Source organism: Stenotrophomonas sp. YJH_SMC_19 (assembly GCF_059367915.1).
Genome location: NZ_JCAFRI010000018.1, coordinates 1 through 19,494, shown reverse-complemented (window position 1 = coordinate 19,494; position 19,494 = coordinate 1). Strand labels below are relative to the sequence as shown.

Here is a 19,494-nt window from a genome sequence, read left to right as displayed (position 1 = left end):
GACAGGGTAAGGTGTCGCCCCTGTAGCCCGCCGCCAGCCCTGCCGATGCCCAACTCGATTCCGACCGCTTCGCCGTCCCGCCTCGGACATTCGCTCAAGCCCCGCCAGCTGATCATGATGGGCCTGGGCAGCGCCATCGGCGCCGGCCTGTTCCTCGGCTCGGGCGTGGGTGTGCAGGCGGCCGGTCCGGCGGTCCTGGTGTCGTATCTGGTCGCCGGCGCGCTGGTGATCATCGTGATGAACGCTCTGGGCGAAATGGCGGCGGCCAAACCGACCAGTGGCGCGTTCTCGGTCTATGCCGCCGATGCCATGGGCGCCACCGCCGGTGCCACCGTCGGCTGGTTGTGGTGGGTGCAGCTGGTGATCGTGATCGCCGCCGAGGCGGTGGGAGCGGCCGGGCTGCTGGCCACCGTCTGGCCAGCAGTACCTGTACCGATGGCGGCGCTGGCCTTCATGCTGTTCTTCACCGCGATCAACCTGCTCGGGGTGAAGAACTTCGGCGAGTTCGAATTCTGGTTCGCCATCCTCAAAGTGGCGGCGATCCTGGCCTTCATCGCCATCGGCGTGGCGCTGCTGATGGGCTGGCTGCCGCAGGTGACCTCGCCGGGCCTGAGCAACTTCACCGAGCATGGTGGCTTCGCGCCGAAGGGCCTGGCGGGTATTGGCGCTGCACTGCTGGTTGTCGTTTTTGCCTTCGGTGGCACCGAGATCGTGGCCGTTGCGGCGGCGGAGACCGAAGATCCGGAGCGCAGCATCGCCCGTGCCATCCGCACCGTGGCGTGGCGCATCCTGGTGTTTTACATCGGCTCGCTGAGCGTGATCATCGCCGTCGTGCCGTGGACCAGCGAAGCGTTGAAGTCGCCGTTCGCCGCCGTGCTGGACATTGCCCGTATTCCGGGCGCCGGCACCGCCATCACCCTGATCGCGGTGATCGCGCTGCTGTCGGCACTCAATGCCAACCTCTACGGCGCCTCGCGCATGATGTATTCACTGGCGCAGCGCCGCGAAGCGCCGGCGGTGCTGGGCTGGACCGATCCGCGCCAGGTGCCGGTGATTGCCGTGCTGGCCAGCGTGCTGTTCGGTTTCGCCGCCACGGTGATGGAACTGCTGTTCCCGGACCGGGTGCTGCCGGTGCTGCTGAACATCGTCGGTTCCACCTGCCTGCTGGTGTGGACGCTGTCGCTGGTCTCGCAACTGGTGTTGCGCCGCCGCGCGGATCGCCTGGGTACCCGGCTGCCGTTCCGCATGGCGGGCTTCCCGTGGCTGACCTGCTGCGCGCTGGCGATCCTGGCGCTGATCTTCGGCCTGCTGCTGAGCGAGTCGCACACCCGCCTGCAGTTCCTGTCGATGGTGGCGCTGACCGCCACGATCGCCGCCGGCAGCGCCATCGCGCGGCGCATGCGCGAGGCGTGACTGAAGCTGCCGGCCAGCGGCCGGCACTACCACGGGAGCTGCACATCCGCCGTGCCATCCTGATCGTGTGGGCCGTCATCGGCCCGTCGACCGGGAGTACCGCATGCTGCGCAGTCGCCCCTTCCTGATGTTTACCGGCCAGGCCGAGGCCGCCCTGGCCCTGTACGCCGAGGCCTTCGCCGATTTCCGCCTGCTGGCAATGCAGCGCCATCCGGACGGCGCCGGTGCCGGCGTGCCCGGGCAGGTCCGACAGGCCATCTTCCTGCTCGGTGGCACCCACTACCTGTGCTTTGACAGCCTGGACGTGCACGATTTCACCTTCAGCCCGTCGATCTCGCTGTTCGTCGAGTGCTCCGGCGCCGAGCAGTTCGAGCGCGCCGCGCGCGTGCTGGGCGAGGGCGGCCACTGGCTGATGCCGGTGGGCGACTATGACTTCAGCAACCGCTACGGCTGGGTGCAGGATCGCTTCGGCGTGTCGTGGCAGTTGAGCCTGGGGCAGATGCCGGACCCGTGATCGGGATTACCGTGGGTGTGGACCCTGGTCCACCCGCCCTCATGAAAACGGCCCGCTTGCGCGGGCCGTTCTCTTTACCGATGCCGCGAGGAATCAAGCCTCGACTTCATCATCCTTGTAGGCATCGACCGGGATGCAGGCGCACATCACGTTCTTGTCGCCGTACACGTTGTCGACGCGCGCCACCGGCGGCCAGTACTTGCTCTGCTTCAGGCTGGCCAGCGGGAAGGCAGCCAGTTCGCGCGGGTAGGCGTGGGTCCACTCGCTGGCGGTCACCGCGGTGGCGGTGTGCGGCGCGTTCTTCAGCGGGTTGTCCTCGCGGTCCAGGCGGCCGTCTTCGATCGCGGTGATCTCCTCGCGGATCTGGATCATCGCGTCGATGAAGCGGTCCAGCTCGTGCAGCGATTCGCTCTCGGTCGGTTCGACCATCAGCGTGCCGGCCACCGGGAAGCTCAGGGTCGGGGCGTGGAAGCCGAAGTCGATCAGGCGCTTGGCGACGTCCTCGGCGCCGATGCCGCTGGTCTTCTCCAGCGGGCGTACGTCGAGGATGCACTCGTGTGCCACCAGGCCGTTGCGGCCGGTGTACAGGGTCTTGAAGTGCGGGGCCAGGCGCTTGGCGATGTAGTTGGCGTTGAGCTGCGCGACCTGGGTGGCCTTGCGCAGGCCTTCGCGGCCCATCATCGCGATGTACATCCAGCTGATCGGCAGGATCGAGGCGCTGCCGAAGCTGGCGGCGCTGACCATGCCGACCGGGCCGTTGTCACCCAGCTTGCCCGGCAGGAACGGGGCCAGGTGCTCCTTGACCGCGCACGGGCCGACGCCCGGGCCGCCGCCGCCGTGCGGGATGCAGAAGGTCTTGTGCAGGTTCAGGTGCGAAACGTCCGAACCCCACTTGCCGGGCTTGGCCACGCCGACCAGGGCGTTCATGTTGGCGCCGTCGGTGTACACCTGGCCGCCGTGCTGGTGGATGATCTCGCAGATCTCGACCACCTCTTCCTCGAACACGCCGTGCGTGGACGGGTAGGTCATCATGATCGCGGCCAGGCGGTCGCTGTACTTCTCGGCGTTGAGGCGGATGTCTTCCACATCGACGTTGCCGTTGGCATCGGTCTTGGTGACCACCACCTTCATGCCGCACATCTGCGCCGAGGCCGGGTTGGTGCCGTGCGCCGAATCCGGGATCAGGCAGATGTCGCGGTGGCCTTCGCCGCGCGAGCGGTGGTAGGCGCGGATCGCCAGCAGGCCGGCGTACTCGCCCTGTGCGCCGGAGTTCGGCTGCAGGCTGACCGCGTCGTAGCCGGTGCATTCGACCAGCATCGCTTCCAGCGTGTCGATCAGTTCCTTGTAGCCCAGCGCCTGGTCGGCCGGCACCAGCGGGTGGATCTGCGAGAACTCCGGCCAGGTCACCGGGATCATCTCGGCGGTGGCGTTGAGCTTCATGGTGCACGAACCCAGCGGGATCATCGTGCGGTCCATCGCCAGGTCCTTGTCGGCCAGCGAACGCAGGTAACGCAGCAGTTCGTGCTCGCTGTGGTGGGTGTTGAACACCGGGTGGGTCAGGAACGCGGACTGGCGCAGCAGGCCGGCCGGCAGCGCGTCGGCGGTGCTGGCATCCAGCGCGTCGACGTCCAGCGAGGCACCGAACACCGCAGCCACGGCGACGATGTCGGCGCGGGTGGTGGTCTCGTCCAGGCTGATGCCGACCGAGTCGCTGTCGATCGCGCGCAGGTTGTAACCGGCGGCGCGTGCCTTGGCATGGATTTCATCGGCATGCACGCCGGTGACGTGCAGGGTGTCGAAGAAGTCGCCACCGACCTGCACGCCGGCATTGCGCAGCGCTGCGGCCAGGATCGAGGCCAGGCGGTGCGTGCGGCGGGCAATGCGGGTCAGGCCTTCCGGGCCGTGGTAAACGGCGTACATCGAGGCCATCACCGCCAGCAGCACCTGCGCGGTACAGATGTTGGAGGTGGCCTTCTCGCGGCGGATGTGCTGTTCGCGGGTCTGCAGGGTCAGGCGGTAGGCCGGGTTGCCCTGGGCATCGATCGAAACGCCGATCAGGCGGCCCGGCATCGAGCGCTTGTAGGCGTCACGGCAGGCCATGAAGGCGGCGTGCGGGCCACCGAAGCCGAACGGCACGCCGAAACGCTGGCTGTTGCCGACCACGATGTCCGCGCCCCATTCGCCCGGGGCAGCCAGCAGGGTCAGGGCCAGCAGGTCGGTGGCCACGGCCACCAGGCCGCCGCGTGCGTGCACGGCATCGACCAGCGCCTTGTAGTCGCCGACCTGGCCGAAGGTGTCCGGATACTGCAGCAGCAGGCCGAACGCTTCTGCTTCCAGTGCTTCGGCCGGGGTGCCGACGCGCAGCACGATGCCCATGGGCTCGGCGCGGGTACGCAGCAGTTCCAGGGTCTGCGGGTGCACGGCGTCGTGCACGAAGAAGGTGTCCGACTTCGACTTGGCCGAACGCTTGGCCAGAGTCATCGCTTCGGCGGCGGCGGTGGCTTCGTCCAGCAGCGAGGCGTTGGCGATTTCCATGCCGGTCAGGTCGGCGCACAGGGTCTGGAAGTTGATCAGCGCTTCCATGCGGCCCTGCGAGATTTCCGCCTGGTACGGGGTATAGGCGGTGTACCACGCCGGGTTTTCCAGGATGTTGCGCAGGATCACGTTCGGCGTGTGGGTACCGTAGTAACCCTGGCCGATGAAGCTGCGCAGCACGGTGTTCTTGTCGGCGATCGCACGGATCTTCGCCAGTGCCTGCACTTCGGTCATCGACTCCGGCAGTGCCAGCGGTGCCGGCGACTTGATCTTGGCCGGCACGATGGCGTCGGTCATCGCATCCAGCGACGCGTGGCCGACGACGTCGAGCATCTGCGCGATCTCGGCGTCGTTGGGGCCGATGTGGCGCTCGACGAACGCGTTGTGGTGCTCGAGCTCACGCAGGGAAGGGGTGTTCTGGGACATGGCGAAGGATCCGTCAGGAAAGGGCACACGCACGGGCACAAGCCGCCGGTCGGCGGTCTGCGGGGCGCCCCTCTGTCCTTTTGCCTGAGAGTTTAAAAGCTCGGCGGACCGCAGCTTCGTGCCCCTTCGGCGCCGGATCGAACCGGTCTCTCCAGAGTTGTGTTACGGGTGGTATCGGGCCTGAGCGATTACGGGCGTTGCGCCTTCGGCAGCGGTGTTCCGCTTCTCCCACCGTGTTGCCCGCCGATTATAGCCCGTTGCGGGCGCGGCGGCCGCTTTCGGACCTGGAGGCCGCGCCTGAATGGCCGATGGCCCGTCCGTGCATTTCGTGCACTGCTGCATGGCATCAGGCGCAATCCCCACCTATGATGGGCGGATACCCGAATTCATCTGGCGCCGTCCCTGCTGCAGGGGACCGGCGCCCGCCGTGCGTGCCGCGCATGGCCCTGCCGGACGCCTTTCCCATGACCGCCGCTGTTGCTCCCTCCACCCGCCGCATGGCCCTGCTGCTCGCCGGCTTGGCCATGTTCGGTCCGTTCTCGATCGACACCATCTTCCCGGCGTTCCCGCAGCTGGCCCAGCGCCTGGCGGTGGACGAGGTGGCGGTGCAGCAGACCATCAGCGTGTACCTGCTGTTCTACGGCCTGATGAGCCTTGCGCACGGCCCGCTGTCCGACGCCTGGGGCCGCAAGCGGGTGATCCTCGGTGGCCTGGTGGTGTTCGTCGGCGCTTCGGTCGGCTGCGCGCTGTCCACCGACCTGACCACGCTGCTGGCGTTCCGTGCGCTGCAGGGCCTGTCAGCAGGCGTCGGCATGATCGTCGGCCGCGCGGTGATCCGCGACCTGTACCACGGACACGACGCGCAGCGCCTGATGAGCCAGGTATCGATGCTGTTCGGCATCGCTCCGGCCATCGCACCGATCATCGGCGGCTGGATCCTGCTCAGCGGCGCCGGCTGGCCACTGATTTTCTGGTTCCTGGTGGTGTTTGCGCTGCTCCTGCTGGCGGCCACTGCACGCTACCTGCCGGAAACCCATCCGGTGGAGGCACGGGTGCCGTTGTCGCCGCGCGTGCTGCTGCGTGATTACGTGCGCATCGGTTTCAACCCGCGGTTCCTGCGCCTGGCGCTGGCCGGCAGCATCGGTTTCGGCGGCATTTTCCTGTACATCTCCTCGGCGCCGGTGTTCGTGATGCAGCACCTGCATCTGGGCGAGGGTGGTTTTGCCTGGCTGTTCATCCCCACCATCGGCGGCATGACCACCGGCTCGTTCCTGTCCGGGCGCATGGCCGGGCACACCACGCCCACCCGCCAGGTGTCCATTGGTTTCGGCCTGTGTGCGCTGTCGGTGCTGCTGAATGTCGGCTACGTGGCGCTGTCGCCGCAGTTCGTGCTGCCGTGGGCGGTGCTGCCGATCTTCCTGGGCGGCATGGGCATGGCATTGATCTTCCCGATCCTGGCGCTGGCGGTGCTGGACATGTACCCGCACCAGCGCGGCCTGGCTTCGTCGCTGCAGGCCTTCGTGCAGCTGATGATCAGCACGGTGGTGGCCGGCGTGGTGTCGCCGCTGCTCAGCGCCAGCCCGCTGCACCTGGCGCTGGGGCAGGCCGCGTTCTTCGCCGCCGGCTTCGTGTTCTGGTACTGGGAACACCAGCGTGAACGCGCGGCACAGGCGGCCTGCACGGGCCATTGAGCAGCGCGCAGGGGTAGGGCCGGCCGCTTTGCCCGCAACGCTTGCGAAGAGGAACGACCGGACTAGGCTGGGCACTCCAGCCAGCCGGTGCGTGGATGCACGACAGCCAGCCAATCCGATGTCGTTGCATGAGGTTCCCCATGGCTGCGCAGCAGACCTACCGCCTGTTCGAGGTGGCGCTGAAGGAGCGCCGCGTTCTTTCCCCTTCCCTGGACCGCATGGTGTTCACCGGTGCCGACGTGGCGCGGATGAAGACCGAAGGCCCTGACCAGCGCATCAAGGTGTTCTTCCCCTTGCCCGGCCAGGAGGTGCCGCAGGTCCCCAGCGGTGAAGACTGGTACCCACGCTACCGGGCCCTGCCGGACGACAAGCGCCCGCCGATGCGTACCTACACCATCCGCCAGTTGCGCGCCGAGCAGGGCGAGGTCGACGTCGATTTCGTCATCCATGGCGAAACCGGTCCCGCCTCGCGCTGGGCCATGCACGCCCGCCCTGGCGACCGCGTGGTGCTGCTGGCCCCGGACGCCGACTGTGCCGGGAGCAGCGAGGGCTGGGAGTGGAAGCCACCGGCCGGTGTCGGCCAGGTGCTGCTGGTGGCCGATGAAACCGCGTTGCCTGCGGTGGCCGGCATCCTCGAGGAGCTGGCGGCCATGGTCGACCCACCGCGCACGCTGGCGCTGCTGGAGGTGGCGCAGGCCGGTGATGCGGTGCACCTGAAGGCGCCCTCCAGCGCCGAGCTGGTCTGGCTGCCGCGCGGGCAGGCCGCCTACGGACAGCGGTTGCTGCAGGCGGTCCAGGCGCGGTTGGCAGGGACCTCGGGCGTGGCTGCCGGCGATGCGCTGGAGGAGATCGACGTCGATACGCAGATCCTCTGGGAGCAGGCCGATACCCGGGTGGCCGGGCCGCTGTACGCCTGGGTGGCGGGCGAGGCGGGGGCCGTGATGGCGATCCGTCGCCATCTGGTGCGCGATTGCGGGCTGGACCGCCGCGCGATCACCTTCATGGGCTACTGGCGGCACGGCAAAGTGCTGGACTGAGGGGTGTGAAGCGGTGCTGCGGGCGGGGTGCGCTATCCTTGCGCCCCCCTTCGCAGCGGTACCGCACCATGTCCACCAGCTCCAAGACCCGCCGCGACCAGCGCCGTCGCCAGGAAAAGCAGGCCGCCAACAAGGCCGCCGCGCAGGCCTCGCCGGTGGAGCCGCATGCGGAACTGCGCGATGCACAGCGCACCCTGCTGGCCGGTGTCGTGCGCCGCGACGGCGAATGGGTGCTGGGCATGGATGGCCGCATCGCGGGCCACAGCGAGAGCGCTGCGCAGGTGCTGGCGCTGATCATGCAGGCCGGTGAACTGCACGAGCGCAACGGCACGCCGGTGCGCCTGATGTACTCCGATGCACTGCGCGATGCCGCACAGGCCGAAGCCAGGGAGAAGGGCCAGACCTTCGAGGAATTCAAGGCCGAGCTGGCCGCAGCGATGGCCGCGAAGAAGAACAGCTGACCGTTGTTGCGGTAGAGCCGGCCGCTGGCTGGCTGCCAGACGGATTTCCACCGTGCAGTTGCCGGCCGGCGGCCGGCACTATCGGAAAGGTGCGGATCCTTTCGGACCCGCCCCTTTTTTCATTTCGCCGCCGGGGCCGCGCTGGCCTGCCAGCCGCACATCTGGCCTTTGACTGCTGTTTCGGTAGAGCCGGCCGCTGGCCGGCTGCCCGTTGGGTCTTCATCGCGTAGTTGCCGGCCAGCGGCCGGCACTACCGGAAAGGGGCGGATCCTCGCGGACCCGCCCCTTTTTTCATTTTGCCGCCGGGGCCGCGTTGGCCTGCCAGCCGCACATCTGGCCTTCGTTCTGCTGCTTCAGCCACTCGTTGACCGGGGTGAAGTACTCGATCATCGGGCCGGCATCGAGCTTGTCGGTACCGGTCAGCTCCTTCAGCGTGGCCTGCCACGGCTGGCTGGCACCCTTGCTCAGCATCGCCCAGTACTTCTGGCCGGCTTCCTTGTTGCCGTAGAAGGTGCACTCATGCAGCGGGCCCTTGTAGCCGGACGCGTCGCACAGGCCCTTGTAGAACTGGAACTGCAGGATGCGCGCCAGGAAGTAGCGGGTGTACGGAGTGTTGCCCGGCACGTGGTACTTCGCGCCCGGATCGAAGAACTCTTCGCCACGGGTGCTGGCCGGCGCCACGCCCTGGTACTTGGCCTTCAGGTCCCACCACGCCTTGTTGTAGTTGTCGGCAGTGATCGAGCCATCGAACACGCCCCAGCGCCAGCGGTCGATCATCAGCCCGAACGGCAGGAACGACACGCCTGACAGCGCCATGCGCATCTGGTTGTTGATGACCGCCTCGCGGCTTTCGGTCGGCGCATCGACCAGGCCGATCGAGCTGAGGTACTTGGGCGTCATCGCCAGCACGATGGTGTCGCCGATCGCTTCATGGAAGCCATCGTTGGCACCGCCCTGGAACAGCGGCGGCAGCGGGTTGTAGGCCAGGTCGTAATAGATGTGGCCCAGCTCGTGGTAGATGGTGGTGAAGTTCTCTTCGTTCGGCTTGATGCACATCTTGGTGCGCACGTCGCCTTCCATGTTCATGTCCCAGGCGCTGGCGTGGCAGACCACGTCGCGGTCGTCAGGCTTGATGAACTGGGTTTTTTCCCAGTAGGACTGCGGCAGCGACGGCATGCCCAGCGACACGTAGAAGTCCTGCGCGCGCTCGGTCATCTGCTTGGCGGTACGCAGTTCGGCCTCGCGCTGCGCCTTGTACTGCGCGGCCACGTTGGCATCCTTGCCGGCCTTGGCCAGCGCCGCGCTCAGGTTGGTCTGGTACTGCTTTTCCAGCGCCGCGGTGATGTCCAGGCTGCCGGCGCCCGGGTACGGTTCCAGCTGGTCCCACAGGTTCGACCAGTCCTGCTGCCACATGTTGCCCAGCAGGTGCGCGGCGATCAGGCCATTGCCAACTTCGGCCTTGTCCTTGCCATAGGTCTTGTCCAGCTTGCCGCGCGCGTAGCAGTGCAGCTGCTCGTACATCGGCTTGACCTGTTCCCACAGGCGGTCGGTTTCCGGGCCGATCTGCTCCGGCGGCATGTCGTAGCCGCTGCGCCACATCTGGCCGGCATCGGTGAAGCCCATGCCCTTGGCGCCTTCGTTCACCAGGCCGACGAACTTCTGGTAGTCGCCGCGCATGCTCTTGGTGGTGCTGTGCCAGCCCTGCCAGGCGTCAAGCTGCTTGTCGTAGTCGCGGCTGCGCGCCAGTACCTGTTCCAGCTCGCCCAGCTGGCGGCAGGAGTTCGGATCGTTGGCGTCGGTGCAGTACTTGCCGGCACCGTAGCTGCCTTCCATGCGGGTGGCGATCTGGGTCAGCTCGGCCAGCTTGGCCGGATCGCGCGGCGCCGGCATCGAGGACATCAGTTTCAGCAGGTGGATCGCACGCTTGCTGTCCTCGCTCATCGGCTTGCCGTCGAACTTGGCGGCCTGCTCGATCCAGCTGTTGAGCTGGGTCAGCGAGCGCTCGTTGGCCTTGGCCGCGATGCGTTCGGAATCACTGTTGATGTAGGTGGAAGACAGCCACTGCGCCGAGGTCATCTCCGGGTAGGCGGCCTTGAATTCGGCATTGATGCGGGCCACGAACTGGTCGGCGGTTTCGCCGGCCGGGGCGCTGCTGCTGGCGGTATCGGTGCCTGGGGCAGCTTCCTTTTTGCAGGCGGCCAGGGCCAGCGTGGCGGCGGCGATTGCCGAGGCCAGCAGGAGATGACGGTGTTTCACGGGCGGTCCTTGGGTGGTGAACGACGGCCGAAGGCTAGTGGGCAGTGGCTGCGACCGCAAGTGGCGGAAGTCGGCCGGGTTCGGCAGGGCTGCGCCCTGCACCCGCAGAAGCAACGGCAACGGCCAAAGCAACAGCAGAAGCGGGCTATCCGTGGGATGGCGGGGCGGTGTGGGCTTGCAGGACACGCCGTAAACCCATCCATGGGGGCTCGATGGCGCCATCCATGGCGCCAACGGTCCTGCAAGCCCACACCGCCCCACCTCTGACAGATCGCGGCGGCCGTTGGTGGGTGTCGACCTTGGTCGACACATCTGTCAGGTATCGAAAATCAAAATGGGGTCGGATCCGTTTTCCTCAGGAAAACGGATCCGACCCCAAGGTCGTTCCAACAGATCGCGGAAATCTGTCGAAGGCGGGGTGGGTCCGGTTGCGGGGGCGTGAGCCGCATGGATGCGGCGACCGAGCTTACATGGACGTACTTGCAGCGTCCCCCGCAACCGGACCCACCCCGCCAATCCACGGAATGCCAGCTTTTGCTTTTGCTTTTGCTTTTGCTGTTGCTGTTGCTGTCGAGGCTGCCGGCCAGCGGCCGGCACTACCGCAGGTGCAGGGCTGCAAGCCCTGCCGAACAACCCTCAACCTTCGCAGTTGGCGAACAGGTCGCGATCGCGCTCGTACAGCGAGGTCTTGACCTGCATCAGGCCCAGCACCGACGGGAACAGGTTGTCGTGGTCGGTATAGGCCGCCGAACGCTTGCGCACGCACTGCAGGTCCAACCCACGGCTGCTGGCGAAGCCCGGCGAGAACCACATCGTCATCGGTACGCGGGTCTGCTCGGCCGGAGCGATCGCATACGGCACGCCATGCAGGAACAGGCCCTTCTCGCCCAGCGATTCACCATGATCGGACAGGTAGATCATCGCCGTGTCGTAATCCTGCATGCCCTGCAGGGTGCCGATGGTCTTGCTCAGGAAATGATCGGTGTACAACACCGCGTTGTCATAGCTGTTGGTGATCTCTTCGCGAGAGCAACGGCCGATGTCACGGGTGTCGCAGGTTGGCTTGAAGCGCGCGAAGGCTGCCGGGTAACGCTCGAAGTAGGCCGGGCCGTGGTTGCCCAGCTGGTGCAGCACCACGACGCGGTCGCCGGGCTTGGCACGCACCTGGGTGGCCAGGTCCTGCAGCAGGATCTCGTCCATGCAGCGGCCATCGGCGCACAGCCCCGGGGTGGTCGCATCGGACAGCGACTGGAACTCCAGCCCTTCGCAGACGCCCTTGCAGCCGGACTGGTTGTCACGCCACAACGGTGCGATGCCGGCGCGGTTCAGTACGTGCAGCAGCGACTGGTGTGCACGGATCTTCTTTTCATCGTAGTCGTGGCGTCCCCACGGCGAGAACAGGCACGGCAGCGACACTTCGGTGCTGGTGCCGCAGGAGTGCATGTCGGGGAAGTTGATCACCGGTGCCTGGGCCAACTCCGGGGTGGTGTTGCGGCCGCCGTTGAGTCCCCAGTTCTGCGCGCGCACGGTCTCGCCCATGACGATCACCAGCAGGCGCGGCTTGCTGGCCAGGGCGCGTGGCGTGGCCTTGGCGTCGGTGCCGATCGGCAGCTTCGGCGCGCGCTGCACCGGATTGTCGCCACGCAGCGCGCGCGGCATACCGAGCAGCACGTTGGCCGGTGTGGCGAGATAGCGTACTTCGCGCTGGTTGCGCATCAGCGCCGAGACATCCTGGAACGAGATCAGCGCACCGCCAACTGCGGTCGCCGCCGCCACGACCAGGAAGCCGAGTCGCCACAGCAGGCTGCGGCCCCAACTGCGTCGGCGCAGCTGCACGCGCCACAGCACCACCATCGGCAGCACGGCCAGCAGCAGCAGCGGCCACAGCAGCGATACGGTCATCAGCTCGCGGCTCTCCTTCGGGTCGGTCGCCAGCACGTTGCGCAGCATGTCCGCATCCAGATAGATGTGGTAGCGGCTCATGTAGTGCGCAGCGAACGCCGTCACCAGCAGCAACAGGCTGATTGCCACTTTGGCATTCCAGCGCCAGACCAGGATGCCCAGCAGCACGCCGTGCGCGCCCAGCAGCAACAGCAGCAGCGAAAGCGCGTAACGCAGGCTGCCCGGATGGCTCGCCATCGCGCTGTGCCAGAACAGGCCGTTGCCGGCCACCGCGAAGAACAGGCTGGTCAGCGCGATCAGTGCTTCCGTGGAGAGCTGCGGCCGCCAGTTGCGAAGACCCGCAAGGGTGGGGAGGCGGGCGGAGCGTTGGACCGATGCACTCATGCGTTTGCCTCCTGGCGGTGGGGACGGTCCAGCTGACGGTGGATCAGAACATACAGGCCCAACGAAAGCAGCCAACATATCAACGCGGTGGCGATGTCATGCGAAAGGAAATGGGCGCCCCGCAACTGCTGGCTGATCCCGAACACCAGGCCGGTGCCGAGGCCGATCCAGAGCCCGGTCCAGCGCCAGGACGGCCGCCACAGCAACGCGAAGAAATACAGGCAGAGCCACGCATAGCCTGCGCTGGCGTGGCCTGCCGGGAAGCAGGCCTGTGCCGGCATGCCTTCCGGGCGCAGGGTGAACAGACCGATGAAAGGCTGGTGGCCACCGTAGCGCAGCAGGTCCCAGGGGCATTCCATCGGCACCAGCGACTTCAGCAGGGAGATCACGCCGGTGCCCAGTGCCATGGCAATCACGACATAAAGCAGCGCCCATTGCAGGGTGCGATCGCGACCCCTACGCCAGTGGTGGAAGCACAGCAGGGTCACGACCAGCGCTGCCGCCGTGCTCAACCATTTGCCGGCCTTGTGCACGACGCTGCGGGTGATCCAGGCGTCCTGCAGCGCCCAGTGGCTGCCTTCAAGACGGAACAGGTGATCGGCCACCCATTGATCACCGCCGAAGTCCATCAGCAGCGTAAACAATGGCAGGCCGATTGCGACAGGCAGCCAGAGGTGAGTTACCGCAAATCGAGACGCCAGTGGTGATGTCGCAAGCGGCGCTACCGAATCAAGGGGACGGACGGGCATGCTGGGAAGGGGCGGTTCGGGAATCCGCGCTCATGCTCGTCACCTTGATGTCGGAGAAGGGTCGGACGCCCGTTCGCGCCGGGTTAATGAGTCCCCGGCGCATGTCAACGTTCAGTCTTCTTCGGCAGTCGATCCTGTCCGCTCGGCGTGACACTCCGGGTTCCATGCGGTACCGGGAAGCAGTTGCCAACGATTCCTGTTGGCAACACCGATGTCGATCACTTTGGCCGGATCCACGCAGGGGCTCATCGCATCGTCCAGCACCAGCAGCCAGCGCTTGTCCGGCGCCTCAGCGAGCCAAGGGCCGGCGTCATGCCATTGCTCTGCCCAGGGCCGCTTGAAGCCGAATTCGCGTACCGGGCGGTCGGCCTGCAGCAGGTTCTGCTCGCGCCAGGCTACCAGCGCCAGTTCGGCATCCGGTCCGATCCGCGCGCCGACCCGGCGCATCAGCGCTGACGCCGATGCATAGGGATCCAGCGCCGGGATCAGTACCAGGCCGTAGAGCATCCACAGCATGCCGTGGGTCAGCAGCACCAGCGTCGCCGCGCGGCGCACCCGCAACCACACGATCAGCGTGGCCAGCGCGATGGCGAAGGTCAGCAGGCCATCGCCCAGCACCGGCAGCAGGGTATCGGGCATGGCGCGGCGTTCCAGCTGGGCCACCGCCCAAGCGTGTTCGGTCAGCAGCATCACGCCCAGCGTGCCAGTGGCCAGCATCAGCACCACGCTGTAGCCGAACAGGTAGCGGCGCACGCACAGGCGGCGCAGCAGGCCGGGCAGCAGCGGCGCCACCGCCAGTGCCATCGCCGGCAGCATCGGCAACAGATACACCTCGCGCTTGCCCGGGCTGGCGCTGAAGAACACCAGTACCAGCACGGCCCAGCCCAGCAGCAGCCACTGGCGGCGGTCGCCACGGCGGATACGGCGCCACCAGGGCTTGAACAGCATCGGCAGCAGCAGGCTGCCCGGCAGCCACAGGGTAAGGATCACCTGCAGGTAATACCAGGCGGGCTGCCGGTGGTGCCACGCATTGGCATAACGGGTGCCGGTCTGCTTGAACAGCAGCTCGTGCGCATAAGCCTGCAGTTCGGCACTGGGCGTGTGCAGCAGGGCCCAGCCCAGCGGCGCCAGCCACACCCCGACACCCAGCAGGAAGGCCGAGATCAGCCAGAGCAGGGTTGCCGGATGCGGACCTTCCACCGTGCGTCCGCGGCGGCGCTGGTACAGCCACCAGCCGAACCAGGGCAGCACCATCAGCAGCGGCAGGAACCCCACGCCCTTGGTCACCGTGCCGACGCCTGCGGCGAAGCCGGCCAGCCACAGGGCGGGCAGGTTGCGGCGTTCACACAGATGACGCATCAGGCCCCAGAGGGCCACGGTGGTCATGCCCACCAGCACCATGTCGATCTGCGCACGCTTGGCCATCAGCCCGAACTGCAGGGTGCAGAACAGCGCAGCGAGGGCGTAGATGGAATGTCGTGGCGACCACAGCCGCCGCGCCAGGTCCGACACCAGCCACAGGCTGAGCAGGGCGCCCAGCAACGACGGCAGCAGGAAGGACCACTGCCAGCTGCCGACGATCTCGTAGGCGGCGGCCTGCAGCCACATGAAGACGGGTGGCTTCTCCGCATACAGTTCCACGCCACGGTGCGGCAGCAGCCATTGCCCGCTCTCGACCATGGTCCGGGCCGCCAGCACGAAGCGCGGCTCGTCCGGCGGCTGCGGCTGCCGAAGGCCGATCCCCGCTGCCAGCGCAGCAATGATCAGCAGCCACAACAGGGGCAGGCGCCAACGGCGGGGCAGGGCTACGGGCACGGCAGGCTCCGGGAGCAAAACGGCCATTCTGAGGTGGCGGGGGTGGGAAAAGCGTCAGAGCGGCGCCGGGGCGACCGCATTCCGACATGTGCGGCGCTACCATGGTACGAACTTCCGTGGGTGTTTCGTGCATGCGTCTGTTGGTGATCGAGGACAACCGCCAGCTGGTGGCCAACCTGTTCGACTATTTCGAGTCGCGCGGGCACGTGCTCGACGTGGCGCCGGATGGCATCACCGGACTGCACCTGGCCGGGAGCCATCCGTATGACGCCGTCATCCTGGACTGGATGCTGCCGCGCATGGAGGGCCCGGAGGTGCTGCGCCGGCTGCGCGCCGAGCATGCATCGGAAGTGCCGGTGATCATGCTGACCGCGCGTGACGAGCTGCCGGACAAGATTGCCGGCTTCCGCGCCGGTGCCGACGACTACCTGACCAAGCCGTTCGCACTCCCGGAGCTGGAGGTGCGGCTGGAAGCGCTGCTGCTGCGTGCGCAGGGCCGCAACCCGCGCAAGCGCCTGCAGGTGGGCGATCTGGTGCTGGATCTGGCCACCCTGGAAGCCCAGCGCGGCACCCAGGTGCTGCACCTGTACCCGGCCTGCCGCAAGCTGCTGGAAGTGCTCATGCGCGCCAGCCCCGGCGCGGTGACCCGCCAGCAGCTGGAATTCGCTCTGTGGGGCGACGAACCGCCGGATGGCGACCTGCTGCGTTCGCATGTCTACGAGCTGCGCCGCAGTGTGGACGGACCGTTCGCCGAGAAACTGATCCATACCCTGCCGCGGGTGGGTTACCGCTTGGCCGTGACCACGCCCAGCGATGCCGGCAAGGATGATGATGAAGGCGAGTAAGCCGGGGCCGTTGTACCGGCGCGTGGTGTGGTGGTTGCTGGGCTATCTGGCGCTGCTGTCGATCGCGGTGTTCAGCGTCGGCAACTACGTGCATGAACATGCGGAGCACGCTGCCTGGCGCGCGCTGCTCAATTCCGAACTGGACAGCATCGTCGAGCACACCGAGCACGAGCCGCACTATCGCTGGCAGGACTCGGACACGCTCAGCCTGTTCCGCTTCGATGAAGGCAACATGCCGGAAAGCGTGCGCCTGCTGCACCCGGGGCTGCATGACGGGGTGCCGATCAAGGGGCGGCAGACTGCGGTGATGGTGCGTGACACCGGCTCGATGGGGCGGGTGGCGCTGGCGCTGGACATTTCCGACTTCCATGACCTGGAACAGTTCGCCACGCGCTGGGTGATGCTGGCCGGGGTGATCATGATCTTCGTCACCGTGCTGATGGCGTCGTTCGGCATGGAACGCATGGTGCGCCCGTTGAGCCTGCTGGCGCAGCACATCGCGGCGCTGCGGCCGGGTGTCCAGGGCCAGCGCATCGAGGTCGACCCGCGTGGCAGCTCCGAGCTGCATACCATTGCCGATGCACTGAACGACTATCTGGACCGCAACGAGCAGTTTGTCGAACGCGAGCGGGTGTTCATCAGCACCGCCAGCCACGAGCTGCGTACGCCGATTGCGGTGATGACCGGTGCCGCAGAGCTGGCACTGGAACAGCCGGGCCTGCCCGAGCGCGCGCGCCAGCAGATGCAACGCGTGCTGCGCACCGCGCAGAGCGTGGAGCAGCTGATCGAACTGCTGCTGGTGCTGGCGCGTGACCCGGCGCGCCTGGCCGCACGCGCCGAGCGCATCGCCCTGGACCAGCTGCTGCCGGAAATCGTCGACGACCATCGTCACCTGCTCGGTGACAAGGACCTGAGCATCGGCATCCAGGCGGCCCCGGTGGATATTGTCGCGCCGCTGGCCGTCGTGCAGGCCGCGATCGGCAACCTGCTGCGCAATGCCATCGAGAACAGCGGGCGTGGCCACATTGAGTTGCGCCTGAGCTCGTCGGCGGTGCTGACCCTGCAGGATCCGGGACATGGCATGAGCCCGGAGGAGATTGCGGCGATCCACGCGCGGATGGCCCGTGGCGAGCGCGCCGACCGTGGCGGCGGCATCGGCCTGGACCTGATCGCCAGGCTCTGCGAGCACCTTGGCTGGACCCTGCAGCTGCAGCCCTGCGAGCCGCGTGGCACGCGCGCCACGCTCGATTTCAGCGCTTCACGTCCGGCCTGAACCGGCCGTCCTGGTAGATGCCAACCTTGGTTGGCATGCTGCCCGTCGACCAAGGTCGACGCCTGCCCACGCAATGTCCGTTCGCATTATCAGCCGTTCGGCCGCGCCACATGCTGGTCGATCAGGATCACATTGCCGTCGGGATCGGCCAACTGCAGGTAGCCGGTGCCCCGCCCATGAGGGTCGGTACGCACCGCCAGTTCAATGCCCTTCGCATCCAGTTCCGCCTGCAGTTCACGTACATCCTGGAAGTGGGGCAGTTCCTGCTTGTGCTGGTCCCAGCCCGGGTTGAAGGTGAGCAGGTTGCCCTCGAACATGCCCTGGAACAGGCCGATGACAATGCCGTTGTTGCGCATCACCAGCCAGTTCTGCGCCGGCTCGCCACCGGTCACCGAGAAGCCCAGTGCTTCGTAGAAGCTGCGGGAGGCCGCCAGGTCCCTGACCGAGAGGCTGACGGAGAAGGCGCCGAGCTGCATGGGAGTGGCTCCGGGAAAGGGCAGCCGGCACTGCAGCATGACCCGGCGTGAAGACAATGTTAATCTCGGGGTGCGCCGCTTCATGCGGCGCTTTTTTTTCCCGCTCTTTCGATCGACAGAGGATCCCATGCCGACCGAACCCGCTACTGCCCTGATCAGCAACGACATCGTTGGCCTGGGCCTGATTGCCGCCACCCTGGCCCTGATCTTCTGGGCTGCCAGTGGCCCGACCCCGTTATTGAAGAAGATCTTCGCCTGGGTGCCGGCGCTGCTGCTGTGCTACTTCGTCCCCGCCATCTACAACACCGCCGGTGTCATCGACGGCCACAACACCTCGCTGTACAACCCGGTCGCGCGTGACGTGCTGCTGCCGGCCGCGCTGGTCCTGCTGACCCTGTCGATCGACCTCAAGGGTATTGCCAAGCTCGGCCCGAAACTGCTGATCGTGTTCTGCGCCGGTACCGCCGGCATCATGCTCGGCGCCATCGTCTCGTTCCAGCTGATGAAGTTGATCCACCCCGAAACCGTGGCCGGTGATACCTGGGCCGGCATGGCGGCGCTGGCCGGCAGCTGGATCGGCGGCGGCGCCAACATGGTGGCCATGCGTGAAGTGTTCGGCACCGATGCCACCACCTTCGGCCAGTTCGCGGTGGTCGACGTGGCCTGCGCCAGCCTGTGGATGGCCATCCTGCTGTTTCTGGCCAACCGCGCGCAGCAGATCGATACCCGCAACGGTGCCGATACCCGTGCCATCGACGAGATGAAGGCGCGTATCAGCGCCTACGAGGCGCAGAACGCGCGCATTCCCAGCATGACCGACCTGATGGTGATCGTCGGCGTGGCACTGGGCGGCGTCGGCCTGGCCCATGCCATCGCCGCGCCGCTGGCGGGCTGGTTCAAGACCAATGTCAGCTGGGCCAGCCAGTTCAGCCTGGACAGCCAGTTCGTGTGGGTGATCCTGCTGTCCACAGCGATGGGCCTGGGCCTGAGCTTCACCCGTGCGCGCCGGCTGGAAGCTGCGGGCGCTTCGCGGCTGGGCACGGTGTTCCTGTACTTCCTGATCGCCTGCATCGGCATGCAGATGAACCTGCTGTCGCTGCTGGACCGGCCGTGGCTGTTCCTGCTCGGCGCGATCTGGATGGCCACGCATGTGCTGGTGCTGTGGGTGGTGGCCAAGCTGCTGCGCGCGCCGCTGTTCTTCTTCGCGATCGGTTCGCAGGGCAACATCGGCGCAGCCGCTTCGGCCCCCGTGGTGGCTGCGGCGTTCCATCCGACGCTGGCTCCGGTGGGCGTGCTGCTGGGCACGGTGGGCTACGCCACCGGCACCGGGCTGGCGTATGTCACTGGCCTGATCCTGAAGTGGATGGCCAACGGCTGAGTCCGGGCCGCCCCGGCGTCATGCTTGCGTAGATCCACGCCATGCGTGGATGCATTTCGAAGAAGGGGTCAGAGCCGTTTCCCGGAGGAACCGGATCTGGCCCCTGATGCATCTCGCCGTCACCGGAAATCTGTCGAAGGTGGGGTGGTGTCGGATGGCGGGGTGTCCGCGGCATGGATGCCGCGGCCAAGCCCCCAGGGTGAAGTGACCCCCGAGACTTGGACGGGGTCAGGCGGCCGATTGGGCCCGCTCCCGGTACTCTACCGGGCTCAGACCTTTCAGTTTCAGTTTGATGCGCTCCTGGTTGTAGTACTGGATGTATTCCACCAGCCCAGCCTC

The 19,494-nt window shown here is 66.9% G+C and carries 15 protein-coding genes and 1 riboswitch; of the genes, 8 read left to right on the top strand and 7 right to left on the bottom strand.

From position 1 onward, the window contains the following. Nucleotides 1–45: 45 nt before the first annotated feature. A complete protein-coding gene (locus AC5P5R_RS16710; protein ID WP_005410628.1) occupies nucleotides 46–1,413 on the top strand; it encodes an amino acid permease in 1,368 nt (455 codons plus the stop codon). Nucleotides 1,414–1,516: 103 nt separating this feature from the next. Continuing rightward, complete coding sequence (locus tag AC5P5R_RS16705; protein ID WP_005410627.1) at nucleotides 1,517–1,927, top strand: VOC family protein; 411 nt, start codon at nucleotides 1,517–1,519, stop codon at nucleotides 1,925–1,927. 93 nt (nucleotides 1,928–2,020) lie between these two features. Here the strand turns inward: AC5P5R_RS16705 and gcvP are convergent, their stop codons facing one another. Continuing rightward, nucleotides 2,021–4,888 carry an aminomethyl-transferring glycine dehydrogenase gene (gcvP, locus tag AC5P5R_RS16700; protein WP_024956945.1) on the bottom strand — a complete coding sequence of 956 codons (2,868 nt, stop codon included), beginning with the start codon at nucleotides 4,886–4,888 and terminating at the stop codon, nucleotides 2,021–2,023. A gap of 62 nt (nucleotides 4,889–4,950) precedes the next feature. Continuing rightward, a riboswitch (glycine riboswitch) is annotated at nucleotides 4,951–5,053 on the bottom strand. 299 nt (nucleotides 5,054–5,352) lie between these two features. Here gcvP and AC5P5R_RS16695 point away from each other — a divergent pair. The 3 genes from AC5P5R_RS16695 to AC5P5R_RS16685 all read left to right on the top strand — a co-directional run bounded on the left by AC5P5R_RS16695 (nucleotide 5,353) and on the right by AC5P5R_RS16685 (nucleotide 8,077). Further along, on the top strand, nucleotides 5,353–6,579 hold the full coding sequence (locus tag AC5P5R_RS16695; RefSeq protein WP_032966071.1) for a multidrug effflux MFS transporter: 1,227 nt from the start codon (nucleotides 5,353–5,355) through the stop codon (nucleotides 6,577–6,579). A gap of 140 nt (nucleotides 6,580–6,719) precedes the next feature. Continuing rightward, nucleotides 6,720–7,616 (top strand): siderophore-interacting protein, encoded by an 897-nt coding sequence (locus AC5P5R_RS16690; protein WP_099497724.1) that lies wholly within the window; start codon nucleotides 6,720–6,722, stop codon nucleotides 7,614–7,616. 68 nt (nucleotides 7,617–7,684) lie between these two features. Beyond that, nucleotides 7,685–8,077 (top strand): hypothetical protein, encoded by a 393-nt coding sequence (locus AC5P5R_RS16685; RefSeq protein WP_005410623.1) that lies wholly within the window; start codon nucleotides 7,685–7,687, stop codon nucleotides 8,075–8,077. A 291-nt stretch (nucleotides 8,078–8,368) separates the two neighbouring features. Here AC5P5R_RS16685 and AC5P5R_RS16680 read toward each other — a convergent pair whose 3' ends face one another. The 4 genes from AC5P5R_RS16680 to AC5P5R_RS16665 form a co-directional block, all read right to left on the bottom strand. Next, nucleotides 8,369–10,333 carry a M2 family metallopeptidase gene (locus tag AC5P5R_RS16680; protein ID WP_005410621.1) on the bottom strand — a complete coding sequence of 655 codons (1,965 nt, stop codon included), beginning with the start codon at nucleotides 10,331–10,333 and terminating at the stop codon, nucleotides 8,369–8,371. Nucleotides 10,334–10,969: 636 nt separating this feature from the next. Then, on the bottom strand, nucleotides 10,970–12,619 hold the full coding sequence (locus tag AC5P5R_RS16675) for a phosphoethanolamine transferase (protein WP_049397846.1): 1,650 nt from the start codon (nucleotides 12,617–12,619) through the stop codon (nucleotides 10,970–10,972). Next, complete coding sequence (locus tag AC5P5R_RS16670) at nucleotides 12,616–13,368, bottom strand: phosphatase PAP2 family protein (protein ID WP_005410619.1); 753 nt, start codon at nucleotides 13,366–13,368, stop codon at nucleotides 12,616–12,618. The genes AC5P5R_RS16675 and AC5P5R_RS16670 overlap by 4 nt, the downstream gene beginning before the upstream one ends. Nucleotides 13,369–13,479: 111 nt before the next feature. Beyond that, nucleotides 13,480–15,183: an ArnT family glycosyltransferase gene (locus tag AC5P5R_RS16665; protein ID WP_164281779.1), complete on the bottom strand. Its 1,704-nt coding sequence runs from the start codon at nucleotides 15,181–15,183 to the stop codon at nucleotides 13,480–13,482. Between the two features lie 131 nt (nucleotides 15,184–15,314). On the opposite strand from AC5P5R_RS16665, the gene AC5P5R_RS16660 reads away from it, so the two are divergent. Then, complete coding sequence (locus tag AC5P5R_RS16660) at nucleotides 15,315–16,028, top strand: response regulator transcription factor (RefSeq protein ID WP_005410617.1); 714 nt, start codon at nucleotides 15,315–15,317, stop codon at nucleotides 16,026–16,028. After that, nucleotides 16,015–17,301 carry a sensor histidine kinase gene (locus AC5P5R_RS16655; protein WP_012480983.1) on the top strand — a complete coding sequence of 429 codons (1,287 nt, stop codon included), beginning with the start codon at nucleotides 16,015–16,017 and terminating at the stop codon, nucleotides 17,299–17,301. Before AC5P5R_RS16660 ends, AC5P5R_RS16655 begins: the two co-directional genes overlap by 14 nt. Before the next feature lie 89 nt (nucleotides 17,302–17,390). Here AC5P5R_RS16655 and AC5P5R_RS16650 read toward each other — a convergent pair whose 3' ends face one another. Continuing rightward, the gene (locus tag AC5P5R_RS16650) at nucleotides 17,391–17,777 is read right to left on the bottom strand and encodes a VOC family protein (RefSeq protein ID WP_099527806.1); all 387 of its coding nucleotides are present in this window, start codon (nucleotides 17,775–17,777) and stop codon (nucleotides 17,391–17,393) included. 127 nt (nucleotides 17,778–17,904) lie between these two features. Between AC5P5R_RS16650 and AC5P5R_RS16645 the strand changes: the two genes are divergently transcribed. Beyond that, nucleotides 17,905–19,155, top strand: coding sequence for a DUF819 family protein (locus tag AC5P5R_RS16645; RefSeq protein WP_012480981.1), 1,251 nt, complete (start codon nucleotides 17,905–17,907; stop codon nucleotides 19,153–19,155). Between the two features lie 228 nt (nucleotides 19,156–19,383). On the opposite strand, the gene AC5P5R_RS16640 is transcribed toward AC5P5R_RS16645, so the two are convergent. Then, nucleotides 19,384–19,494: IS3 family transposase (locus AC5P5R_RS16640; RefSeq protein ID WP_495201421.1), on the bottom strand; the 111-nt coding region annotated here is incomplete at its 5' end.